Here is a 20,048-nt window from a genome sequence, read left to right as displayed (position 1 = left end):
GGTCAGCGGCGCACGGCGGCCACCGGCGCCGCCGACGGGGACCGGGCCGGGTCCGCGAGCAGCCAGCGGGCGGCGCCGATGACGCCGAGGGTGACGAAGACGGCGAAGCCGAGCAGCGCCACCCGCGGGCTCACGTGACGCAGGGCGATCCCGACGCCGATCACCGGCACGGACATGCCCAGGTAACCGGCGAGGAAGATGCCGGCGAGCGCCTCGGCCCGTCCCTCGGGGGTGGAGATGGCGGCGGTGGTGCCGAGCACACCCCGGAACATCGCGCCGGCGCCGGCCCCGCTGAGCACCGCACCGATGACGAACAGGGTGAGGCTCGGCGTGCCGAGCCAGGCGGCGACGACGGCGAGACCGATGCCGGCGACCAGCAGCACCGTGCCGACCGCGAGGCTGCGGCGCAGCGGCCAGCCCGGCGTGGTGATCTGCACGAGCACGCCGGCCGCGCAGATCAGGAAGAGGCTCGCGCCGGCCAGCGCGCGGGACGGGTGGTGCATGATCACGGCCAGGAAGGTGCTGGTCAGGCCGGTGAACAGGCCCAGGCCGCCGAAGCCGAGGAAGGCGCTGAACGCGGCGGCGTAGTAGCGCGGGCGGGCGGCGGCGGGCACCGCCACCCGCTGCGGGCGGTAACGGGGTCGCGGCTCGGGCAGCGCCCGCAGGTCCGGTGCGAGCAGCACGCCGACCAGCGCCAACGCGAGCGCCACCAGGATGACCACGTACGGCAGCCGCAGCGGGGCGGGCGCCCACTCGGCGAGCAGGCCGGCGAGCAGCGTGCCGCTGCCGAGCCCGCCCAGGTTCACGGCGACGGCCACCGTCTGCGCCCGGCGCGGGCCGGCGTGTGGCCGGTGTGCGGCGTGCAGCTCGACCAGCCAGGCGGTCGCGGTGGCGGTCACCACACCGACGGAGAGCCCGTTGAGCACCCGGGCCACGAGCAGGCCCGGCAGCTCCGGCCAGAGCAGGAAGACGGTCGCGCCGGCCAGGCTGAGCAGTAGCGCGGGCGCGAGGATCCTGCGCCGGCCGTGCCAGTCGGAGACGTGCCCGGCGAGGAAGAGGCTGACCACCACGCCGGCCGCGTACGCGCCGAAGACGATCGTGATCGTGAAGGTCGAGAAGCCGTCGCGCTGCTGGTAGATCGGGTACAGCGGCGACGGCACGGTGCCCAGCGCCATCACGGCCAGATAGGCGAACGCGATGGCCCAGAAGCCGAAGCCGTGCCGCCTGGGGGAGGCCGTCGCCTTCGGGTGCCACGTGATGGAGGACATGTCGGTGGACCACCTGATCAACTCGGTCGTAAGCGTCGGACCGAGCCTGTCCTGTGGTGGTCGTCATCGGCGACGAAACTTACTGCTAGTGATCATCTACGTGAGTGATAAACAGGCGGCATGGAACTCCGGCATTTGGCCACCTTCACCGCGGTGGCCGAGGAGGGCAGCTTCACCCGTGCCGCCGACCGGCTGCGGGTGGTGCAGTCCGCGGTCTCGGCGACGATGCGCAACCTCGAACGTGAGCTGGGCGTCACCCTCTTCGAGCGGACGACGCACCGGGTCGAGCTGACCGACGCCGGGCGGATGCTGCTCCCGCAGGCACGGCGTACGCTCGCCGCCGCCGACGGCGTACGCGAGGTGGTCGACCAGCTGCGCGGCGGCCTACGCGGAACCGTGCGCCTGGGAATGCTGCAGTCGGGCTGCGCCGCGCCGGTCAACGTGGCCCGCCTCCTCGCCGACTTCGGGAAGGAACACCCCGGGGTCGACGTCGAGCTGCGGGTCGGGTCGAGCCGGCAACACTCGGCCGACCTGCGCGGTGGCCGGCTGGACCTGGCCTTCGTCGCACTGCCCCGGCCGGACGCCAAAGGGCTGCAGCTGACTCCGATCGACACCCAGGTCATGCGCTTCTGCTGCGCGCCGGACCACCCGCTGGCCGAGCGCGCCGACGTCGAGCTGAGCGCGTTGACCGGCGAGGTCTTCGCCGACGGACCGGAGACCTGGGGGAGCCGGATCGCGACGGACCGGGCGTTCGCAGCCGCCGGGATCGAGCGGGTCGTCCGGTACGAGGTCGCCGACGTCGGCGGCCTGCTCGACCTCGTGCGTCACCGGCTGGCCGTCCTGATCGCGCCACCACTGGTCGTGGAGCCGGGCGGCAACGTGCGGCTGATCCCGATCCGCCAGCCTGCGCCGGTCTTCGGGGTCTCGCTCGCGGCGCCGGCCGACCGCCAACTCGGCGCCCCCGCCCGCGCGCTGCTCGCCACCGTCCAACGCCGCATCCCACCGCGGCCGGCCCCACCCGCGGCTGTCGCCTAGCCTGCGTTTCCAAGGCCCGCAGGTCCCGGTCGATGGGCGAGATGACGCCACCGTATGCCGTCGGTGATCTGTCGTCTGGTCCACGTGCACGGTCTGCCCCGCTGGGCAGCATGTCGCGGCCGGCGCGCGGATCTCGAGGCTGTTGATGGTGGGCCCGACGCTGTCCGCAGCGGCCCGATGTCTACGAGAAGCAATAGGTTTAGGCGCATCTATCGATATAGTGTGGCTGGAAGTCACCTTTGTGGAGGGAAACGGATGACCACGCGACGAATGAGCGCTCGGCTGGCAGGTATCGCGCTGCTCGCGGCGGCGGTGACCTACGTTGTGCCCGCGACACCGGCGTCGGCGGCCTGCGGGCAGGGCTGGTCCGACCGGAGCAGCCGTACAGCCGTGGTGACGGCAGACGGTGTCCGCTACCGCACCGGGCCGCACACGTCCTGCACCGCCTATGGCCAGGTGAATCGCGGCGTGACGGCGTACCTGGACTGCGCCACGCGCGGCGACACGGTCAACGGCATCGCCGTCTGGTGGCACGCACGCTTCAGCACCGGTGGGTCCGGCTTCATCAGCGGGGCGTACCTCAACCCGTGGGTCCAGTACACCACCGAGAACTGCTGATCGGCCGATCGGCCGGGACCAGGGCTCGCAGCCGCGACGAACGACTGGTCCCGGTCGATCGACGGTTCGACGTGGGTGTCGGGCGGCCACCCCGCCCGGGGCGGACGGCCGGTCATCCGGCGGCGGTACTCTCCCGGGCCCGCAGCGTGCTCTTCACCGACACGCGCGCGAGCTGGGCGACGTCCTTGAGCGTGGCGGCCACCGCACCCCCCCGTCCGCCCGTGGGACCTCGCCGACGAGATCCGCAGGTTCTCTACACCGGCAAACCGCATTCACCGGTGTATACATCGGACGTTCCCAGGTGGCTGCCACACCTGTCAAGGCATTACGGTGGTGTACCTGTCGAAAGGGGTGCCGGTGAGCGACGAAGCGGTACCGCCCGCCGTGCGACTGGTGCGTGACTTCGTGAACACCTACGAGCCGCAGGTCGACGAGGAGTCGCTGACCACGCCCGACCGGCTGCGGGACTGGTTCGCCGAGCGGCAGCTGATCCCGACCGACACGCGACTCGGCCCGGCGGACCTGGCGCTGGCCGTCACGATCCGGGAAGGCCTACGCGCGGTGCTCCTCGGCCACGCCGGCCACCGCGCCGACCCGACGGCGGTGGCCCGGTTGGACGAGGCGCTCGCCGCCGTCCCGGTGCGGGTGACCCTGGCCGGCGGCGGACCTCACCTCCACGCCGCCGACGACACCGCCGCCGCTCGCGCGTTGGCGCAGGTGGTCGACGCGATCCGGCAGTGCGCGCAGGACCAGACGTGGGCCCGGCTCAAGGTGTGCGACCGGGACACCTGTCGCTGGGCCTACTACGACGCCTCCCGCAACCAGGCGCGCCGTTGGTGTTCGATGGCCGGCTGCGGCAACTACGTCAAGATGCGCCGGGCGTACGCCGCACGGTCCGACCGCAGACGGCAGGCGCCCACCGACGGTCCCGCCCCAGCCAACTGACGCCTGAGCCGAACGCCGCGGCCGACGAAGGTCACGGCGTCGCGTCGGTAGAGCTGAAGCGCGCGGCCCGCCTACGGCCAGGAACACAGTCATGCCCGGGCCGGTCGCGCCGATTCTCCGGCCAGCCCGCGGTCGCGTCGGGGACGCAGGCCATCACCTGCGGGAACGGCCTCCTTGGAGCGTCAAGAGGAAGGCGGCCGCTCGGCGTCCGCTGTCGGGTCCGATCGGGCGAGCGTCTCGTAACTCAACTGGCATCCGATGTGGACGGCCGCGACTGATCGTCGGGTGCAGGTGATCACCTCAGCCCGCCCGGGATGGATCTTTCCGTTCACCGGGTTGCACCCCACTCGGTTCCGCCGGCTCGTACGCCTGGTCGCCGACGGCCACGGTGACGCCGTCAGCGACGGGCGACCCGGGAGGCAGTGGGCCCTCGACCTGCCGGATCGGGTGCTCCTGCCTACTCGATTCTGCAGACAGGGACTGAGACCCACGTGCTGCCCGTGACCCAGGAGTACGGCATGGGCGTGCTCGCCTGGAGCCCGTTGGCGTCGGGGTGGCTCTCCGGCGACATCCGTGCCGGACAGGAGATCAGCACGAACCGCTCGGGCTTCATGCGGCAGCGCTTCGACATCTCGGTCCCGGCCAACCGGGCGAACTCGACGCGGTCGAGCAGCTCGCCACGGTCGCCGACGAAGCCGGCCTCACCATGATCCAGCTCGCGCTCGGATTCGTCACCGCACATCCCATCGTGACCAGCGCGATCATCGGCCCGCGCACGCTGGAGCACCTGCACTCCCAGCTGGCCGCCGCGGACACCGTGCTCCCCGCCGACGTGCTCGACACGATCGTCGCTCCCGGCGTGGTCCCACGGGGTACCGACACGTCGTCGTCAGGGACCGTGGGGGGCGTCGGGAGACTCGCCGAACGAGTCGTACGGGTGGTCGGCCGTGACGGCCACGTAGCCGTGGCTGACGAGTTCCTGCACGACGCTGGTGGTTTCGGAGCGGTGTCCGCCGGCGCCGTGGGAGAAGACGACCACGGGTGCCGGTCGGCTGCCTTAAGCACCGGAGCGCCTTCGCGGCCGGCGGTGAGGGGTGCCGTCACGACGTCGGCGTCGAACCCGTTGGCCACGAGCAGCGCGGCCATCGGCGCGGCGGGCAGCCACGGTGCCAGCGGATGACGCCAGGCGTCCCGGCGGCGGGATACCAGATGTTGACCATGAGTTCGCGGTGGTGTCCCGGGCCGGCGACCGGGTCCGGGCGGGATCTGTCGACCAGGTGCAGCGGCACGGTTACGATCCGGTGCGGCCCGGTGGGTGCGGGCAGTGTGGGCCGTGCCGTACCGGAAGCGGCCTGCGCCGGGGCCGCCCACCGGGCGCCGAGCGGTACGGCGACACCTGTGGCGAGCGGGGTGGTGAGCAGGCGGGGCCAGACCGACGTGCTGGCCGACCGGTACGACCCAGCGTCGGTGAAGACGTCCCGCACCGGCTGCCCGGCGACCGGGCCACCCCTGCTCCACGATTAGAACCGCCAGGCGAAGACGTGGGCGAGGAATCAATGCGGCGTTAGCGTGTGAAACGAAGGCCTCCTGGTTGGCGGAGCGGTTCCTAGACAGCTCCCTCGACAGCCGGAGGCCTTCGTCATCACGTCTATCTACGTCGTGTCGTCTCACAACCTCGACCAACGTCCCTGTTCAGTACACCTGGAGGCTTCGCAACGAAGCGTTGTTGTGGTACTAAAACCAGTCGGGAAGGGCGTCTACCATCGGGGTCGACCATGACATGATCGGCCGTACCTCGATCGGATGGTTAAGCGGCAGCGCCGAGGCTCCAGGAGCGGCAGAGATGATGGTCGCGATCTCAGTGGCCCGCTGGTGGTCCGTGCAGTCGATCAGCCAATAGGCGGCGAGCGCGTGCCTGCCCGGCGCGGGGAGGGCGTCGACCTCGGGCGCCGAGCCGTCGGCGCGAACGACGATCGCCTGCTGAGGATGTGCCAGTTCATGGGCACTTACCAGTTCGCCCGTCGCCTCGATGGTGCGGTTGACGTCGTCCATGTAGCTGGAGTGACGCTGGATATCCGCGACGCTCCAGCCGCTGATGTCCGGCAGGCCGCTGCCGTCAAGCCACTTGAGCAGTATGAACCTCACGGAGACCTCCTTTAGCGGAAGAGCGCGACTGGCGCTCATAGATAGGTCGAAGCACGTGGCCGGTCCCTCGACATCTGGGGCATCGGTGGCGAGCGGCGGATGGGGTTGGGCCGGCAGAGCAGCGGTCGGTCCGGAACAACATCGCGCTCATCGGCGCCCAGGCGTAGCACCGGGTCATCATGAGCGGCATCGCGAGCAGCGACTTGCGGCCGGGCCGTTGACGGAAACGGTATCGGCAGAGCTCTAGAGGTTCTTCTCGCAGCATGCGCAAGGGCATGCGAGCCGGAGTGCGTGACGTGCTGCCGATCGCGATGCGGATGCAGGCCCTGGAGGCGTTGAACAAGATCAGCTTGCGGGCTATGGCGGTCCCGCCAGCCGCGGTCGCGCGGCCGGCGCCGATACGCCGGTGACGGTGCCAGCCATAGCGGAGAATGCCGCCTGCCAGGCAGTCTCACGGGCCGCCGGAGGTGAGCCGGTGGTCGAGATCGAGCACTTGGGAAGAGGCCTCGAACCGCGACTGAGTGTAACCATTCGCTTACCCGAATGGGGCTCGTTGAACACGGGCCGGGGGCACACCATCAATACAGGAGGTTACGTCATGGCTTACATAGACCTGGGGCTTGACGAGGCGCAGACCCCCGGCATTACCGGGCTCCTGCGGTTTCGGCCGGAGACAGCTGAGCCCCTCACCGCGTTGGCGCAGGTGTTGCTACGTGCCTCACACTCGATGAGTAGGGGCGAGCGGGAGCTTATCGCGGCGTACGTTTCGGGCCGAAACGAGTGCGAGTTTTGCTGCACGTCGCACTCCCTCATCGCTGCGGCTCAGCTGGACCAGGGTATGACGCTGGTGCAACAGGTGCGCGCCGACCCTGAGTCGGCCCCCATCTCGTCGAAGCTGAGGGCCCTGTTGCGCGTCGCGGGAGCGGTGCAGCAGTCGGGCCGCGCGGTGACCGCCGAGCTGGTGGAGGGCGCGCGCGAGCAGGGCGCAACCGATATCGAGATCCATGACACGATTCTCATAGCCGCGGCATTCTGCATGTTCAACCGGTACGTAGACGGTCTGGGCACGTGGGTGCCCGACAGCCTGGACGAATACGGGAACTCGGTGCAGCGAATCATCGAGCACGGGTACGGCGTCTGATCGGAGCACGGGACCGACAGTGGCGGCGATGCCCTCCCGACGCTGCCTGTGGTGTCCCGTGCATCGTGCCGCTTACGCTGTCTTCGCGACTTGTCCGCGTTGCTGCGCGTCGCGAGAGTCTGCCGCGTCGTTCGGTGTCACGTCCGTCGTGGCCGCCCCACCATCCCGTGCGGCGGCGGCCTTGGTCGCGATCAGCGCCAGTAGGGCAGCGCGGAACTCGTCCCGAAGACCGTTGGCATCGAATCGCTCGGTCATCGCGTCGAGGAGGGAGGTGGTCCGGGCCAATTCCGAAGCCGGCACCGTCAATGGGGTGTCGAGGAAGGGGAACTCCGGTTCCCTGAGCTCGTCCGGCCACATCATCGTGTGCAGCAGGAGCATGTCGTGGCGTACCCGAATCGCTGCCAGCCGCTCCACCTGACGAAGCGCTACCTTGGCGATCGCGACCCGACTGCTGTCGCGCAGCGCGTCGCGCAGCAACGTGTACGGCAGGATGGCGACGTCGTCCGGTTCCAGGAAGTACGTCCGGTTGTAGAGAATGGGATCAACGTCCTCGGTGCGGACGAACTTGAGCACCTCGATGGTGCGCATCGGCGGCGGCGGCAAACCGGCCAGGTCCTCGTCACTGATAGCGATCACACGCCCGTCGTCGAGCTCGTACGCTTTGGCGACGTCCTCGTAAGCCACTTCGCCGCCGCAGTCGTCGCAGAAACGTCGTAGGCCGATCCGGCCGTTGTCATCACGGTGCACCTGACGAAACCGGACGGTCTTCTCCTCGGTGGCGGCATACAGCTTGACGGCGATCGACACGAGGCCGAAGGAGATCGCGCCCTTCCACATTGCCCGCATTTGCGCTCCCGGCTGGTTGTGATCCGTACCCTGCGGCCAGGCTCGCATGGGGGGCGTGCCGATCTCTTCCTCCTGCGTGCGAGGTCGTCCTACCGGCCCGCGAGCAGCGCACTGTCGAGGATGCGGCTAGCGGGACATCCCGTAGACGATCAGGCTGGCCCGCCCCACGGCCCGAGCGCACCGGTCGGCGCCGTCGGTAGGGCGGATCGAGGTGGGAGGGCGAACGTATGAGCGGGGCGGCGGGTGGCGGAATCGCCAAGCATGTGCCTGTCAATCAGATGCTACGGGAGTATTTGCTCGCGTCGACGACGCCGCCCGATCCGGCCGTGCGCGGTCTGATCGCCGCCACCGAGGGACTCGGCGAGGTGGCGGGGATGATGGTGCCGGCGGAGCAGCTCGCGCTGTTGACCCTGCTGACCCGGATCGCCGGCGCCCGTACCGTGATCGACATCGGCACCCTCACCGGGCTGTCAGCCCTGGCCTTCGCACGCGGCCTGTCCGCGGACGGCAAGGTGATCACCTGTGACAACAGCGACCGCTGGCTTGCCGTCGCTCGCGCGCACTGGCAGGGGGCGGGCGTCGCCGACCGCATCGACTTCCGGCTCGGCCCGGCCGCGCGGACCCTTCGGGCGTTGCCTGAGGAGCAGGTCGTCGACATCGTCTTCGTCGACGCCGATAAGCTGAACTACCCGACGTACTACGACCTCGCGGTTCCGCTACTTCGCCCCGGTGGTCTGCTGCTGCTGGACAATGTGCTGCTCGACGGCTTCGTGACCGCGCCGGACCTGGCCGGCGACTCGTTGCGGCGAAAGTGTGCCGGGGTGATGCGCGAGGTCAACGCGGCTGTGGCCGCGGACGACCGGCTGGAGGTGGTCATGCTCCCGGTCGCCGATGGGCTCACCATCGCCAGGAAACGGTGACGGTAGGTCCCGAGGGGCACCCGTCCACGCGGGCGCCCCTCGGGGACTTCACAGGGAGGCGGGCAGGTCGAACGTCGGGAAGACCTCCGGAGAGAACGCCGTGATCTCCGCGATCATGCCGTCTTCGATACGGAAGACGTTGAGCACCTGCGGTCGATACAACGACTCGCCCGGCCGGCGGACGTACCCCGCGACAGCGGGCTGCATGTTCGCGTGCGTTCCGAGCGCCTTCCATTCGCCGAAGTATGCCGGTGAGGTCGGGTCGAACTGCGCGACGAGGCCGGCGACGAACGTCTCCCGACCGATGATCCAGAACGAGTCTGGCGGCATCGTCACTCGTACGTCCTCGCGGAGGAGCTTCGCGAAGTTCGCCGCGTCGGCTTTCTCCAGCGCCTCGATGCACCGCTGCACGAGGGCACGCTCGGCCTCGGCCGGATCCGCCGTCGGACCCCAGTCGATGGGGCGAGGAGGCAACCGATCCTTCAGCGTGGCGCGCGCCCGCTGCAGGGCGCTGTTGGCGGAGGCAAGGCTGATGTCCAGCATCGTGGCAGTCTCGTTCGCCGACCAACCGAGCACGTCGCGCAGGATCAGCACCGCCCGCTGCTGGGGCGGCAGGTGCTGGATCGCCACGAGGAACGCCAGCTCGATCGACTCACGCGCCATGATCTGTGAATCCGGCTGGCTGTCGGGAGGCGCCACGGGGTCGAGCAGATAGTCGGGGTAGGGCTGGAGCCAGGGCACCTCGTCCGTCGCCGGCGGCGGCGTGGTCGGCCCCGCTCCCAGCGCCGCCTGCCGGTGCGGGACCGGAACGCGGGCGTTGCGCCGCAGGAAGTCCAGACAGGCGTTCGTCGCGATGCGGTACAGCCAGGACCGGGCGGTCGATCGCCCCTCGAACGTCTCCCGCTTGCGCCACGCCCGCAGGTAGGTCTCCTGGACAAGGTCCTCCGCGTCCTCGAAGGACCCCAGCATCCGATAGCAGTGGACCTGCAACTCGCGGCGGTGCCGGTCGGCGAGAGCCGCGAAATTGTCCTCGTCGATGGTGATGGCGGTCGTCTGCTCGGCGTCGTGTTGCGACGCATTCGCGCCAAGGTTCGCCATCTATTCCTCTTTCAGCCGCTCGTGGAACAAATATGCACGTCTCACTATACCGACCGCGCCCTCCGGACCCGCCTGACACGCGTGACGCGATCGTGACGGACCGGGCAATTCCAGAGGTGAGCGCGCCGATGGCGGATGCGAGGGTGGTGTCGCGATCAGTCTGCGGCGACGACACCGAGCGAGGGGCGATGGACGCGACGACACCCACCAGGGAAGACATCGGCCGGATGTACGACGAGACAGCGGCGCTGTCGCAGCTGTTCATCGACGGCCAGGAGCACCTGCCCTACTGGTACGACGACCGCGACGCCACCCCGGTGATCGAGGCGGCCAAGCGGATCACCCGGAAGGTTGCCGAGGCGATCAACCTGCGGCCGGATGAGGAAGTCCTTGATGCCGGCTGTGGTGTCGGCGCGCCCGCGGTGCAACTGGCGGAGGAGTATGCGGTCCGGGTCACCGGCGTCACCATCAGCCCCGTCCAGGCGGTGGAGGCGCAGCGCCGCCGTGAGCACAGCGAGGCAGCCACCCGCGTCGCGTTCGCGCACGGCGACTACCACGATCTCGCCTTTCCCGACAGGTCGTTCGACGCGGTCGTGGCGATCGAATCGCTCATGCACGCCGGTGACCTGGCGGCACCGCTCGCCGAGTTCCTCCGCGTCCTGCGTCCCGGCGGTCGGCTGGCCATCGCGGACTGCACCCGAGAGGCGCACGTGAGCGCGGACCGGGCTGCCGAGTTCATGGCGGCCTTCCAGATCGGCCAGCTGCTGTCCGTGCCGGAGTGGATCTCGCGGCTGCGGGAGGCAGGGCTCGAGGTGGAGGAGTACACCCAGTGCGGGCCGCGGGTGTACGGCATGGGGCTGCGCTATCTGGATCGTGCCGATGAGCTGCACGGCGAGCTGACCGCCCGGTTCGGCGAGGACACGGTGCACCAACTCAAGCAGTCGTACCGGGACTATTTCGCCTGGAGCGCCGACATCGGCTACGCGATCATCGCCGCGCGCAAGCCATACCTCTGATCTTTAAGCCGTTTCCCACCGGGCGTGCGGTCCCCAGCTCTGCCGAGAGCGCCGCACGCCCGTCTGTTTCGGTTGGCGCGTCGGCATCCGACGGCCGGCCTGCCATAGTCCATCCGGATGATCGACCATCAACCGTAAGGTCATGGTTGGCGTAGCTCCGAGCGGCTCGGCGGTGAGGCCGATGAGTTGCCCGCAGCGGCCGCGTCATAAGAGACGTGGCTGTCGCGCCGGGCGATGGATCCATCGCACCTGCCGTTGGCGGCTCCGCCGACGACTGCGGGCGGCGCCTTCGTGGTCCGGCGCGTATGGACAGCCACCGAACCTCGGTTCGACGCGCCACAGGCACTGACTTCCGGCAACCGGAACAGCTAGAAGGAGCAAAGATGTCCGACAACACCCAGCAGATGCCCCCGCCGCCGCAGCCGTCTCCGGAGCTGCGCCGCCTCGACTTCCTCGTCGGAACTTGGAAGCTCGGCGGCAAGACGGAGGCCGGTCCGATGGGCCCCGCGGCTGCGCTCTCGGGCACGGAGACCTTTGAGTGGCTCGAAGGGGGCTTCTTCCTGGTTCACCGCTGGAACTGCGCGATTGACATGGGTCCGGCCGGCAAGATGCCGGACGTCGGCTACGAGTTTTTTGACTTCGATCCCGAGACCCAGAAGTTCCGCTCGCACTACTTCAGCAGCTTCGGGCCCTTCAACGAGGAGCAGAGCCGCTACACCGGCGACTTCGAGGACGACAAGCTCGTCCTGGTTGGCCCGGCGAAGTACGTCCGCAAGCTCAACAACGACGGGTCCGTCAGCTACGACTGCGACTTCCCGGCGCCGGACGGCAACTGGGTGCCGTTCATGCACGCCACGCTGACCAAGGTCTCCTGACCGTAAGGCGGCGAGGCGGGCACCACGCGATCGACCACACCCCGAGGGGATCGCGTGGTGCCCGCCCTGCGTGGGGTACCGGGCCCACCACGCCTGGGATACGCCGACCCGGCCGGCGCGGGTGACCTGGATCCCGTAGGACCCGTCACCAGGCATCACTTCGGCACTGATGTGATCAGGCCACCGTCGACGAGCAGCTCCTGACCGGTGATGTAGGACGATCGGTCCGAGAGCAGGAAGATCACCGCCTCCGCCACGTCCTCCGGGCGGCCTAACCGTCCCAGAGGGACCTGGCAGCGCGCTGCCTCCTGGGCCTCCTCGTTGTCGGCGATGCCGAGGAACATATCCGTCACGATGTAGCCGGGGCTCACTGCGTTGATCCGGGTACTGCGGGCGCCGAGATCGGCGGCGAGGGAACGGGCGAGGTTCACGACGGCCGCCTTGCCGGCCGCGTACAGGGGAGTCGTCGCCAGGCCGCGGTGCACCAGCCAGCTCCCGTTCACCACCACCGCCGCGCCGTCGACTAGCAGTGGCAGCGCCTTCTGGATCGTGTAGAAGACCCCCCGGAGGTTGGTGTCGAGGAGGTCGGCGTACTCCTCATCGGTTACCGCCGCGCATGGGTTGAACCGCGCGATGCCGGCATTGGCGAATACCCCGTGCAGACGGCCGACGCGATGTTCCACCACGGTCATCAACCGGTCGATGTCCGCGCGCACCGACACGTCGACCGGTACGGCGGCGACGCGGTCGGGCGCGTCGAGCGCCTCGAGCGCCCGGTGCAGCCGGGTCTCGCTGCGGCCTGCAATGACCACTCGGGCGCCGACGTCCAACAGCCTGCGCGCGGTGGCCAGGCCGATGCCGCTGCCACCCCCAGTGATCAGGACCGTCTTGCCGTCGAATTCCGCCATGTGCCCAGCGTGTCAGGGACGGCAGCGCCGGACACCTTCCTATGTGCGGTCCCCGGCCCACGACGCCGCGGGGCCGCACGCCTGGAGATGCGCCGGTGGTACGCCGATTGCGAGGGTCGAGCGCGGGCAGGTCGGTTGGCGACGTGGGATCCGTCCTGGAGTCCCACTGTGGGCGGGCACCGCGCCCGGGTGTGCGAATCCGACGTGACCTGCCCAAGGGCTCACCCGCAATCAGCTCACCAGGGGGATCGCAATGACAGGCAGTTCGCAGCCCGCCACCTCGCACGACACCACCCAGCACAGAGTCCTGCGCTCGGTAGGTGTCGCCTACGACACGGGCACCAACTTTGCCACCGGCCAGGGGGAGTTGTCGCGGGTGGTCTGGAGCGACGATCGCATGGCCGAGGAGATCGGGGCGATCCGCCGGCAGTTGCACTGCAATTCGGTCACCGTCTACGGCAGCGACCTGCGGCGGCTGGAGGATGCTACGCGGGCGGCGGTAGATGCCGGGCTGCACGTGTGGCTGCAGCCCCGCCTCGTGGACCGGCCGCAATCCGAGATCGTCGACCACCTGGCCGAGGCGGCGCGGTTCGCCGAGGGGATGAGGCGCGACGGGGCCGATGTCAGCTTCTCCGCCGGCTGCGTCCACCTGGTCTTCACGCCGGGCCTGGTCGCCGGCGAACGCTACCACCAGCGTATGGCGAACATCTTCGCCGACGCCGAGCATCATGTCCTGACGTCGACCGGCACGGTCGACCTGGTCGGTGCCAACGAACGCCTCAACCAGTTCCTCGACCAGTCGGTGCGGGCCGTGCGGTCGATCTTCGGTGGCGAGGTGAGCTACGCCGCCGCCCCGTTCGAGGATGTCGACTGGCGGCTGTTCGACACGGTTCGGCTCATGCACTACTACACGCTCGGCTACCCGCCTCGGGATGAGGACCAGATCACCGAGATCGCGCGGTACCACCGATGGGGCAAACCGGTGATGATCGCGGAGTTCGGGACGGCGACACACCCGCGCGCCGCCGAGATGGCCTTTCTCTCCTTCGACGTCGTCGACCGTCAGGGACCGGAGCCGACCGTCCATGAGGGGGTGCTTCGCGACGAGTCCGCCCAGGCCGCCTTCCACCAGCGGTCGCTGGACGTGTTTGCCCGGGCCGGGGTGCAGGGTGTGTCGGTGAGCGAGTTCATTCATCCGACCCACCCGCACTCCACGGATCCGCGCTTGGACCTCGACGTGGCGAGCATGGCGCTGGTCAAGACCATCCGTGAGGACCACCGCGATCCGGCGTCCGCCTACCGATGGGAGCCCAAGCAGTCCTTTCACGCCCTCGCCGCGCGGTACGCGCGGCTTCGCGTGGACGAGTCGGACGGCGGCCCTCGTCGGTGACCTCGGACCCGCTGCCCGCTGCGCCGAAGCGGGCGGCGGGTCGCCGCCATACCGCTCGGCCCGACGGTGACCGTCGGACGGATCCGGGCCACAACGCGACGCCGGTTCCGTGACAGGGTGCTGTCACGGAACCGGCGTCGTGTCAGTTGCGATCTGACCGGCCGACGTGGTTTACCAGGTCACTGGAAGGGTCGTCAGCCGCTCCATTGGACCGGTGACGCTGGTGCGGATCTCATCTGCCGGCACGGCGAGCCGCAGGTTGGGCATCCGCTGGGGCAGTGTGCGGAAGGCCAGCTCCAGCTCGATTCGGGCGAGGTTCTGCCCGATGCACTGATGGACGCCGAAGCCGAAGCCGAGATGGTGCCGCGGCGACCGGGTCACGTCGAGCTCGTCCGGTGTCGGCACCAGCGCCGGCGAGAAGTTGGCGGCGGCGGCGCCGATCAACACACCCTCACCCGCCTTGATGTGGTAGCCCGAGATGTCGATGTCCTCCAACGCCACCCGGGAAATCGCCTCGATGAGTGAGACGTAGCGCATGATCTCCTCCACCGCGCCGGTGGCGAGGTCCGGGTCGGCGCACAGTTTGGCGAACTGGTCTGGGTGCTCCAACAGCGCCAGGGTCCCCAACGAGATGACGTTGGCGGTGGTGTCCTGTCCGGCGATCAGCATGAGCATCGCGTACAGGACCAATTCGTCGCGGGACAGTGTCCCCTTGCGTACCTGCTCGGCGATGAGGTCGTCGAGCAGCCCCGTGCCCGGGCTGCGCTCCTTGGCCCTGACGAGCTGTCCGAAGTACTCGGTCAGCGACGTCATCGCCTCGCTGGCTCGGTCCGGGTCGGGGTCGAAGAGGCCCCGGGCCGGACCCTCGAATGCCGCGCGGTCCTCGTATGGGACACCGAGCAGCACACAGACTGCCATCGACGGCACTGGCAGCGCGAAGTCGGCGACGAGTTCCGCCGGCGGTCCGGCGGCGAGCATCGCGTCCACGCGCTGGTCGATGATGTCTTGGATGGCCGGCCGCAGCGCGTTCATCCGGCGTACCGAGAAGCTGGGGATCAGCATCGCGCGTTGCCGGGTGTGCAGCGGTGGGTCGACGCCGATGAGCACGTCGGTGTAGCCGGTGCTCTCCAGCTCCGCCATCTCCGCGCTGAGCGCGGGGAAGCCGTCAAGGCGGGGGTTGATCGACACGCGGCGGTCGGCGAGCAGTGCCCTCGCCTCGGCGTACCCGGTGACCATCCACACCTCGCGTCCGTCGTAGAGCCGTACCCGGGAGAGCGGGCCCTCGGCGCGGAAGGCGTCGTAGCCGGTGGACGGCCGGTAGGGGCACTGCCGCCCGATCGGGAAGGACCGACTTTCGTCGGGTGCCGCTGCTGGGGTCGACATGCGTTCTCCTCATGCTCGCAACTCTGGGGTGCGGCTGCCCCCGCGCGTCGGGTCCGCGGCCGTGACCCGTCGGGTCCGCTGGCGCCACGGCGGCGCAGAGCGTTGTCGCCGAACCGCACGGCAGCCATGCCCGCCGACCGAGGTCCGACCCGGGCCTCCGGGGGCGCCGCCCGTTCGTTCGATGCCGGCGCACCACCTGGTGTCAGGTGCGCTGACGCACATCAGCCTGCCCGTGTGACCCCTGGGTGTCTTCTCGTCACGTGCGGCATCGCGACTGCGGCGCGCAACGCATGCGGAAGGACCGGTGGGCGGGCCCGGGCGAGTCGCGTCGCGCGAAATTCGAGCGGAGCTGATTACCGTCTGACCGGTTGACGGCAATGGCTGTCCGAAAGGGACTCGTTAGGGTCTCCCCCTGTTACCGAACGCGCTGTAGCATTCGATGCAGGGCGTTTTTGCGTGCCCCGCACCCGTGTCGCGAAACCGCTCATGCGAGCTAAGGATGTGTCATGGATTCTGCGGTCTCACCAACCGTCGCTAATTTGAACGAAAACCGTGGCCCGAGGTGGCGGCAGCGCGCCCTCGGTGTCCTGCTTGCGGCGCTGGCGGCCGTCCTCATCTGGGTGGTGGCGGTGCCTCTCGCCGGTGTGGACCTGGACGCCACGATGGCCGAGGGGCAGGCCCCCACGAGGATCAACCTTGGGATGGTGGTCGCCGCGGCGCTGATCATCTCCCTGCTCGGTTGGGCGCTCCTCGCGCTCCTGGAGCGAGTCTCCCGCCATGGCCTGCGCATCTGGGTCATCGTGGCGGTGGTCTTCTTGCTGCTCTCCCTCGCCGGACCGACCATGGCGGAGACGGGTGGCGCGATGGTTGCCCTCGCGTTGATGCACCTCGCTGTTGGCGGTGTGCTGATCGCGGCGATGATCCGCAGCGCCCGACGCTGAACTGCACGACTCCCGGGGCGAACCGTTCCGGGGGTCGTGGCGATGCACGCGAGACGGTCGTGCCTGCGCCGGCTGGCGCAGGCACGACCTGGGAGGGCGATGGCGGATCAGCTCAGGGCTACGGCTCGGGCGTAGACGGTGCTGACCGATTCGGTCGCCAGCCGCTCCGTCGGTTCGACGGACCAGATGAGCAGGTCACCGTTGGCGGTCAGGGTCAGCTGAGCGTCGCACTCCGCGACGATCGGCGCGTCGGTCGTCCGGGACGCGTCGGGCACGGGCAGGATGGTCGTGAGGGTCGATGCGAAAGTACGGGCGCCGTCCAGCGACGGCGCCGGGTGCTCGGCGTAGGAGATGCTGCCCCGCAGCGGCTCACCGCTGCCGGTGTCGACCAGAACGGTGCCCGCGCTGCAGGTGCGCAGCACCTCGGTCACCTTGTCGATCGCGGCGTCCGCACCACCAGGGATCTGGAACACCGCGGTCATGAAGTACCGCTGGAGGCTGTCCGGAGCCATCTCCATCGACCGCTCACCGGACTGCATGAAGCCCTCGATCGAGCGCAGGTCGCCCAGGGCGTCCGTCATGTTCAGGCAGCCCTTGGGCTCGGAGGTGAGGCCGGGGCCGGACTCGAACTGGCCGGTCTTGAGCGCCTCCTCGATGGTGATGACGGGTTCGACCGCCGAGGCGGTCTTCCGCTGCGCGTCGGTCGGGTCCAGCAGCTGCCGGAGCTCCTCGGTGGTGAAGTGCATCGGGCCGGGCGCTGCGGTGTTGTGGTCCTCGGCGGAGGCCGCCCCGTTCCCCGCGAGGAACAGCGTGGTCAGGGCGGCCAGCGCCACCGCGGCGAGGGTGACGACGGTTCGCTTGTTGCGCATGTTTTTCTCCATGTCGAAATAATGTTTCGGTGATTGCGGAAATCCTCCACGATCACTGAGGCGTCTGGTCGCCCTCCCGTTCCTGGTCGCCTCGTGGAATCAGTATGTCGGACGGTCGGGGTGATGCCGCCTCTCGTATTGCTGAACAGGTGCCCGGTGGGATTAAGTGCATGTCGGGGCGGTTATCTTCCGTACGGAACAATTAACACGCTATTTATATCCGGGGTGGGGGCAGTGCAGATCATTGCGCGACGGCTGAGTTGTGCGTTGTTTTCCGCGCAGGGTGTCGACGAGCCGATCGGCGAACTCGTACGGGTGGGTGACATGCCCGACGTGTCCACCCGGGAGGTCGACCATCGTCAGGCCGAGCAGCCGAGCCAGTTCCATGTTGGGGCGGTACGCGTACTGCTCCCTAGAGGTGGTGCCACCGGCCAGTACCAACTGGTCGGAGTGCCGCCGTAGCGTGGTGAGGTCCGGGCGGTACGCGGGAAAGCTGCGGGTCTCGTGCTCGTACCAGAAGACCTGGTTGCGGCGGAGGCGGGCCAGCAGCTGCTCGAGCTGGTCTGGCGGGAGCTGAACGTCCTTCGGTGGCCGGGTCTCGCCCTCCAGGCCCACGTGATCGCGGAACACTTCCCGGGCGGCGTCGATGCCGCGCTCCCGGTAGGTCAGGTACAGGTTGTCGTAGAACGCCAACCATTGCTCGGCGTCGGGCAGGATCGACGCCAGGGGCGGTTCGTGGACGACCACGGTATGCAGGCGGTGCGGGTGGGCCTGCAAGAGGGCAAGCGCCACGATGCCACCCGAGCAGGTGCCGAACACCTCCGCCGGCTTGTCGCAGAGGTGGTCGACCAGCAGGCGCGCATCATGGGCGTCGACGTCGACCCGCCGGTGGTCTTCCGTCGGCTCGAAGACCGGACTTCGGGAGAAACCACGACGGTCGTAGGTGATCACCGTGTAGTGCTTGGCCAGGCTGTCCGCCAGGGGGCCGAGCGGAGTGGCGTCGCCGTTGCCGGTGGGGATGCACAGCATCGGCGGCCCATATCCGCGGACCTCGTAGTACAGCCGGGCACCTGGTACGTCGAGGGTGCCGTGTCGTGGTGGGCGCATCTGAACCTCCTGGATCGGGCGATGGACGGACCGGTCCAGCCCATCCCGTGGCGCGATGCCCCGTGATCCCGTCGGACGGCAGAGGCGAGAGATCGACTGATCGTGGTCACAGGAGGTGATGAGGGCGCCGCCGGGTGATCTGCGGTCGGGCGCGGCCCCAGGCGGGCTGCACCGGTGCGAGGTTGACGAGCCGTCAATCGACCGTAGAACCAGGAGTGCAGGCGAGCATCTCTGTGGATGCGCAGCGAGAGATATGCGTACGGCAATTAGCGTGGTTCGGGTCGAGGAGGTGGCCGGTCGCTGGTGGTGAAAGGGAATGGGTGCAGGATCTGCGCCCAGGTCGGCTCGACCGGCTTTCGTCTCCGTTTGCTACTTGGCGTCGGTCGAATTATGGCGACGCCTCTTACTTTTTCCGTCCGCCTCGTCAATCGTTCATAAACAGCTGTTCCGGGCCGCGCAGATGCGACCCGGAACAGCGTTTGGCGCGGACCTACTTGAAGAAGATGTCGGTGCCGGCACCTTCACCGAGGTCGTTGAACATGCCGATGCCGCACGGCACCTTGCCGCAGTCGACAGTGCCCCACGGCGTCCCATCAGGGCCGAGCGTCCCCTGGTAAACGAGCCGCACGGTCAGGTTGGTGGACAGCGTGCCGCTGGCGGTCGCCTCGACGTGGACGGTCTCGGCGCCGTTGCAGGGGAGGTCAGCGCCGACGATGGCGCACTCGCCGATGTGGTAGACGGTGCTCGGCCGGAGGCCGCTGGCCCGCACGGTCACTACCTGTCCGTCGACCAGGTCGGCTGACGGGGTGACGGTGACCGAGGGAGCGGCACCGAGGCCCATCTCCGGACCGGCGGCGGCCGGTGCCGAGGCGGCGGCGGTGAGGCCGAGGGTCGCCACGGCAGCGATGCCGATAGCGGGCATGGTGATCTTCCAGTTTCTGACGGACACGTCGTACTCCATTTCCCTGGCGAGACACATTACTGGTAGGACCGGTCGTTTCGCTCCCGTGGGAGCGATGTGACGCGACGCGATGGGACCGCAAGGCGCACCCGTGTCATGGTGTATTGAAGCCCATCGAGTCGCATCAAGAGCGCTCTAACAGTTATGACGACTGGGCGGACCGCTAATGAGCGGTGTCCGGGAAAAATCTCAAGCGATCTCCCGACCGGTGGCAGCGGCTGCCGGTCGCCCGCCCGGCGGCCGCTGCGAGGTGACCTGGGCCGACGGCCGGCGGTGCGTGCGGCTGCCGAGATGCGGTCCAGTGCTCACGCCCATCAGGGTGGGGGTGAAGGCCCGCGCGGGAGGACCGCCGGGCCTGAGCGTGCCTCTGACCGTGCAACGTCCCGTCGGCTCCGGCGATAACCAAGCCGGGGCGCAACGCACCACCGTCGCCATAGGGCTTGTGAAGACGATGACCGCGTGTGGAGTGGACGTAAGGCCGGAGCAACCTGGGTGGATCGCGGTGATGCATGAACCCACCCAGGCGTTACGTGTTCCGCGAGCAGCGTGGAGGGGATCCCCGCCGTTCATGGCGGTGGAGGA

General features: G+C 69.0%; 20 protein-coding genes and 1 pseudogene. 11 read left to right on the top strand and 10 right to left on the bottom strand.

The annotated features are described in order from the left end of the window. Positions 1-2 precede the first annotated feature (2 nt). Positions 3-1,268 carry an MFS transporter gene (locus E1211_RS01240; RefSeq protein ID WP_132344445.1) on the bottom strand — a complete coding sequence of 422 codons (1,266 nt, stop codon included), beginning with the start codon at positions 1,266-1,268 and terminating at the stop codon, positions 3-5. Between the two features lie 120 nt (positions 1,269-1,388). Here E1211_RS01240 and E1211_RS01235 point away from each other — a divergent pair, with 120 nt between their 5' ends. From E1211_RS01235 to E1211_RS33150, 4 genes and pseudogenes are all read left to right on the top strand, one after another. Then, the gene (locus E1211_RS01235) at positions 1,389-2,303 is read left to right on the top strand and encodes a LysR family transcriptional regulator (RefSeq protein ID WP_132344443.1); all 915 of its coding nucleotides are present in this window, start codon (positions 1,389-1,391) and stop codon (positions 2,301-2,303) included. A gap of 255 nt (positions 2,304-2,558) precedes the next feature. After that, positions 2,559-2,921 (top strand): hypothetical protein, encoded by a 363-nt coding sequence (locus E1211_RS01230; protein WP_132344441.1) that lies wholly within the window; start codon positions 2,559-2,561, stop codon positions 2,919-2,921. A gap of 357 nt (positions 2,922-3,278) precedes the next feature. Continuing rightward, positions 3,279-3,866 (top strand): ABATE domain-containing protein, encoded by a 588-nt coding sequence (locus E1211_RS01225; protein ID WP_132344439.1) that lies wholly within the window; start codon positions 3,279-3,281, stop codon positions 3,864-3,866. Positions 3,867-4,419: 553 nt separating this feature from the next. After that, a pseudogene (locus E1211_RS33150) lies at positions 4,420-4,653 on the top strand (aldo/keto reductase); the annotation flags it as partial. Between the two features lie 102 nt (positions 4,654-4,755). Here the strand turns inward: E1211_RS33150 and E1211_RS33145 are convergent. After that, complete coding sequence (locus tag E1211_RS33145; protein ID WP_243709280.1) at positions 4,756-4,905, bottom strand: hypothetical protein; 150 nt, start codon at positions 4,903-4,905, stop codon at positions 4,756-4,758. A 695-nt stretch (positions 4,906-5,600) separates the two neighbouring features. After that, positions 5,601-6,011 (bottom strand): YciI family protein, encoded by a 411-nt coding sequence (locus E1211_RS01200; protein WP_132344437.1) that lies wholly within the window; start codon positions 6,009-6,011, stop codon positions 5,601-5,603. Positions 6,012-6,274: 263 nt separating this feature from the next. On the opposite strand from E1211_RS01200, the gene E1211_RS32285 reads away from it, so the two are divergent. Further along, a complete protein-coding gene (locus tag E1211_RS32285) occupies positions 6,275-6,421 on the top strand; it encodes a hypothetical protein (protein ID WP_165947131.1) in 147 nt (48 codons plus the stop codon). 188 nt (positions 6,422-6,609) lie between these two features. Next, a complete protein-coding gene (locus E1211_RS01195) occupies positions 6,610-7,152 on the top strand; it encodes a carboxymuconolactone decarboxylase family protein (protein ID WP_132344540.1) in 543 nt (180 codons plus the stop codon). 72 nt (positions 7,153-7,224) lie between these two features. Here the strand turns inward: E1211_RS01195 and E1211_RS01190 are convergent, their stop codons facing one another. Continuing rightward, entirely contained in the window at positions 7,225-7,998 is a 774-nt protein-coding gene (locus tag E1211_RS01190) for a Ku protein (protein ID WP_165947130.1), read from the bottom strand. Between the two features lie 227 nt (positions 7,999-8,225). Between E1211_RS01190 and E1211_RS01185 the strand changes: the two genes are divergently transcribed. Then, on the top strand, positions 8,226-8,918 hold the full coding sequence (locus E1211_RS01185; RefSeq protein ID WP_132344433.1) for an O-methyltransferase: 693 nt from the start codon (positions 8,226-8,228) through the stop codon (positions 8,916-8,918). Positions 8,919-8,966: 48 nt separating this feature from the next. On the opposite strand, the gene E1211_RS01180 is transcribed toward E1211_RS01185, so the two are convergent. Then, positions 8,967-10,016 (bottom strand): sigma-70 family RNA polymerase sigma factor, encoded by a 1,050-nt coding sequence (locus E1211_RS01180; protein ID WP_132344431.1) that lies wholly within the window; start codon positions 10,014-10,016, stop codon positions 8,967-8,969. A 188-nt stretch (positions 10,017-10,204) separates the two neighbouring features. Here E1211_RS01180 and E1211_RS01175 point away from each other — a divergent pair, with 188 nt between their 5' ends. Both E1211_RS01175 and E1211_RS01170 read left to right on the top strand, forming a co-directional pair. Further along, positions 10,205-11,032, top strand: coding sequence for a cyclopropane-fatty-acyl-phospholipid synthase family protein (locus tag E1211_RS01175; protein ID WP_132344429.1), 828 nt, complete (start codon positions 10,205-10,207; stop codon positions 11,030-11,032). A 383-nt stretch (positions 11,033-11,415) separates the two neighbouring features. Further along, on the top strand, positions 11,416-11,907 hold the full coding sequence (locus E1211_RS01170) for a DUF1579 family protein (protein ID WP_132344427.1): 492 nt from the start codon (positions 11,416-11,418) through the stop codon (positions 11,905-11,907). A gap of 155 nt (positions 11,908-12,062) precedes the next feature. Here the strand turns inward: E1211_RS01170 and E1211_RS01165 are convergent, their stop codons facing one another. Beyond that, positions 12,063-12,815 (bottom strand): SDR family NAD(P)-dependent oxidoreductase, encoded by a 753-nt coding sequence (locus E1211_RS01165; RefSeq protein WP_132344425.1) that lies wholly within the window; start codon positions 12,813-12,815, stop codon positions 12,063-12,065. Positions 12,816-13,068: 253 nt separating this feature from the next. Here E1211_RS01165 and E1211_RS01160 point away from each other — a divergent pair, with 253 nt between their 5' ends. Continuing rightward, positions 13,069-14,205, top strand: a complete 1,137-nt coding sequence (locus E1211_RS01160; RefSeq protein ID WP_243709267.1) for an abortive infection protein — start codon at positions 13,069-13,071, stop codon at positions 14,203-14,205. 171 nt (positions 14,206-14,376) lie between these two features. Here E1211_RS01160 and E1211_RS01155 read toward each other — a convergent pair whose 3' ends face one another. Then, entirely contained in the window at positions 14,377-15,588 is a 1,212-nt protein-coding gene (locus E1211_RS01155) for a cytochrome P450 (RefSeq protein ID WP_132344423.1), read from the bottom strand. Positions 15,589-16,127: 539 nt separating this feature from the next. Between E1211_RS01155 and E1211_RS01150 the strand changes: the two genes are divergently transcribed. Then, positions 16,128-16,529 (top strand): DUF6069 family protein, encoded by a 402-nt coding sequence (locus tag E1211_RS01150; RefSeq protein ID WP_132344421.1) that lies wholly within the window; start codon positions 16,128-16,130, stop codon positions 16,527-16,529. Positions 16,530-16,636: 107 nt separating this feature from the next. On the opposite strand, the gene E1211_RS01145 is transcribed toward E1211_RS01150, so the two are convergent. From E1211_RS01145 to E1211_RS01135, 3 genes are all read right to left on the bottom strand, one after another. Beyond that, positions 16,637-17,398, bottom strand: a complete 762-nt coding sequence (locus tag E1211_RS01145) for a hypothetical protein (protein WP_132344419.1) — start codon at positions 17,396-17,398, stop codon at positions 16,637-16,639. A gap of 210 nt (positions 17,399-17,608) precedes the next feature. After that, positions 17,609-18,505: an alpha/beta fold hydrolase gene (locus tag E1211_RS01140; protein WP_132344417.1), complete on the bottom strand. Its 897-nt coding sequence runs from the start codon at positions 18,503-18,505 to the stop codon at positions 17,609-17,611. A 490-nt stretch (positions 18,506-18,995) separates the two neighbouring features. Then, a complete protein-coding gene (locus E1211_RS01135) occupies positions 18,996-19,454 on the bottom strand; it encodes an enediyne antibiotic chromoprotein (RefSeq protein WP_207915139.1) in 459 nt (152 codons plus the stop codon). Positions 19,455-20,048 lie beyond the last annotated feature (594 nt).

This window comes from Micromonospora sp. 15K316, from assembly GCF_004348525.1.
Lineage (GTDB): Bacteria > Actinomycetota > Actinomycetes > Mycobacteriales > Micromonosporaceae > Micromonospora.
Note: the sequence above shows the minus strand (reverse complement) of the source record. Positions and strands in the feature narration are given on the sequence as shown.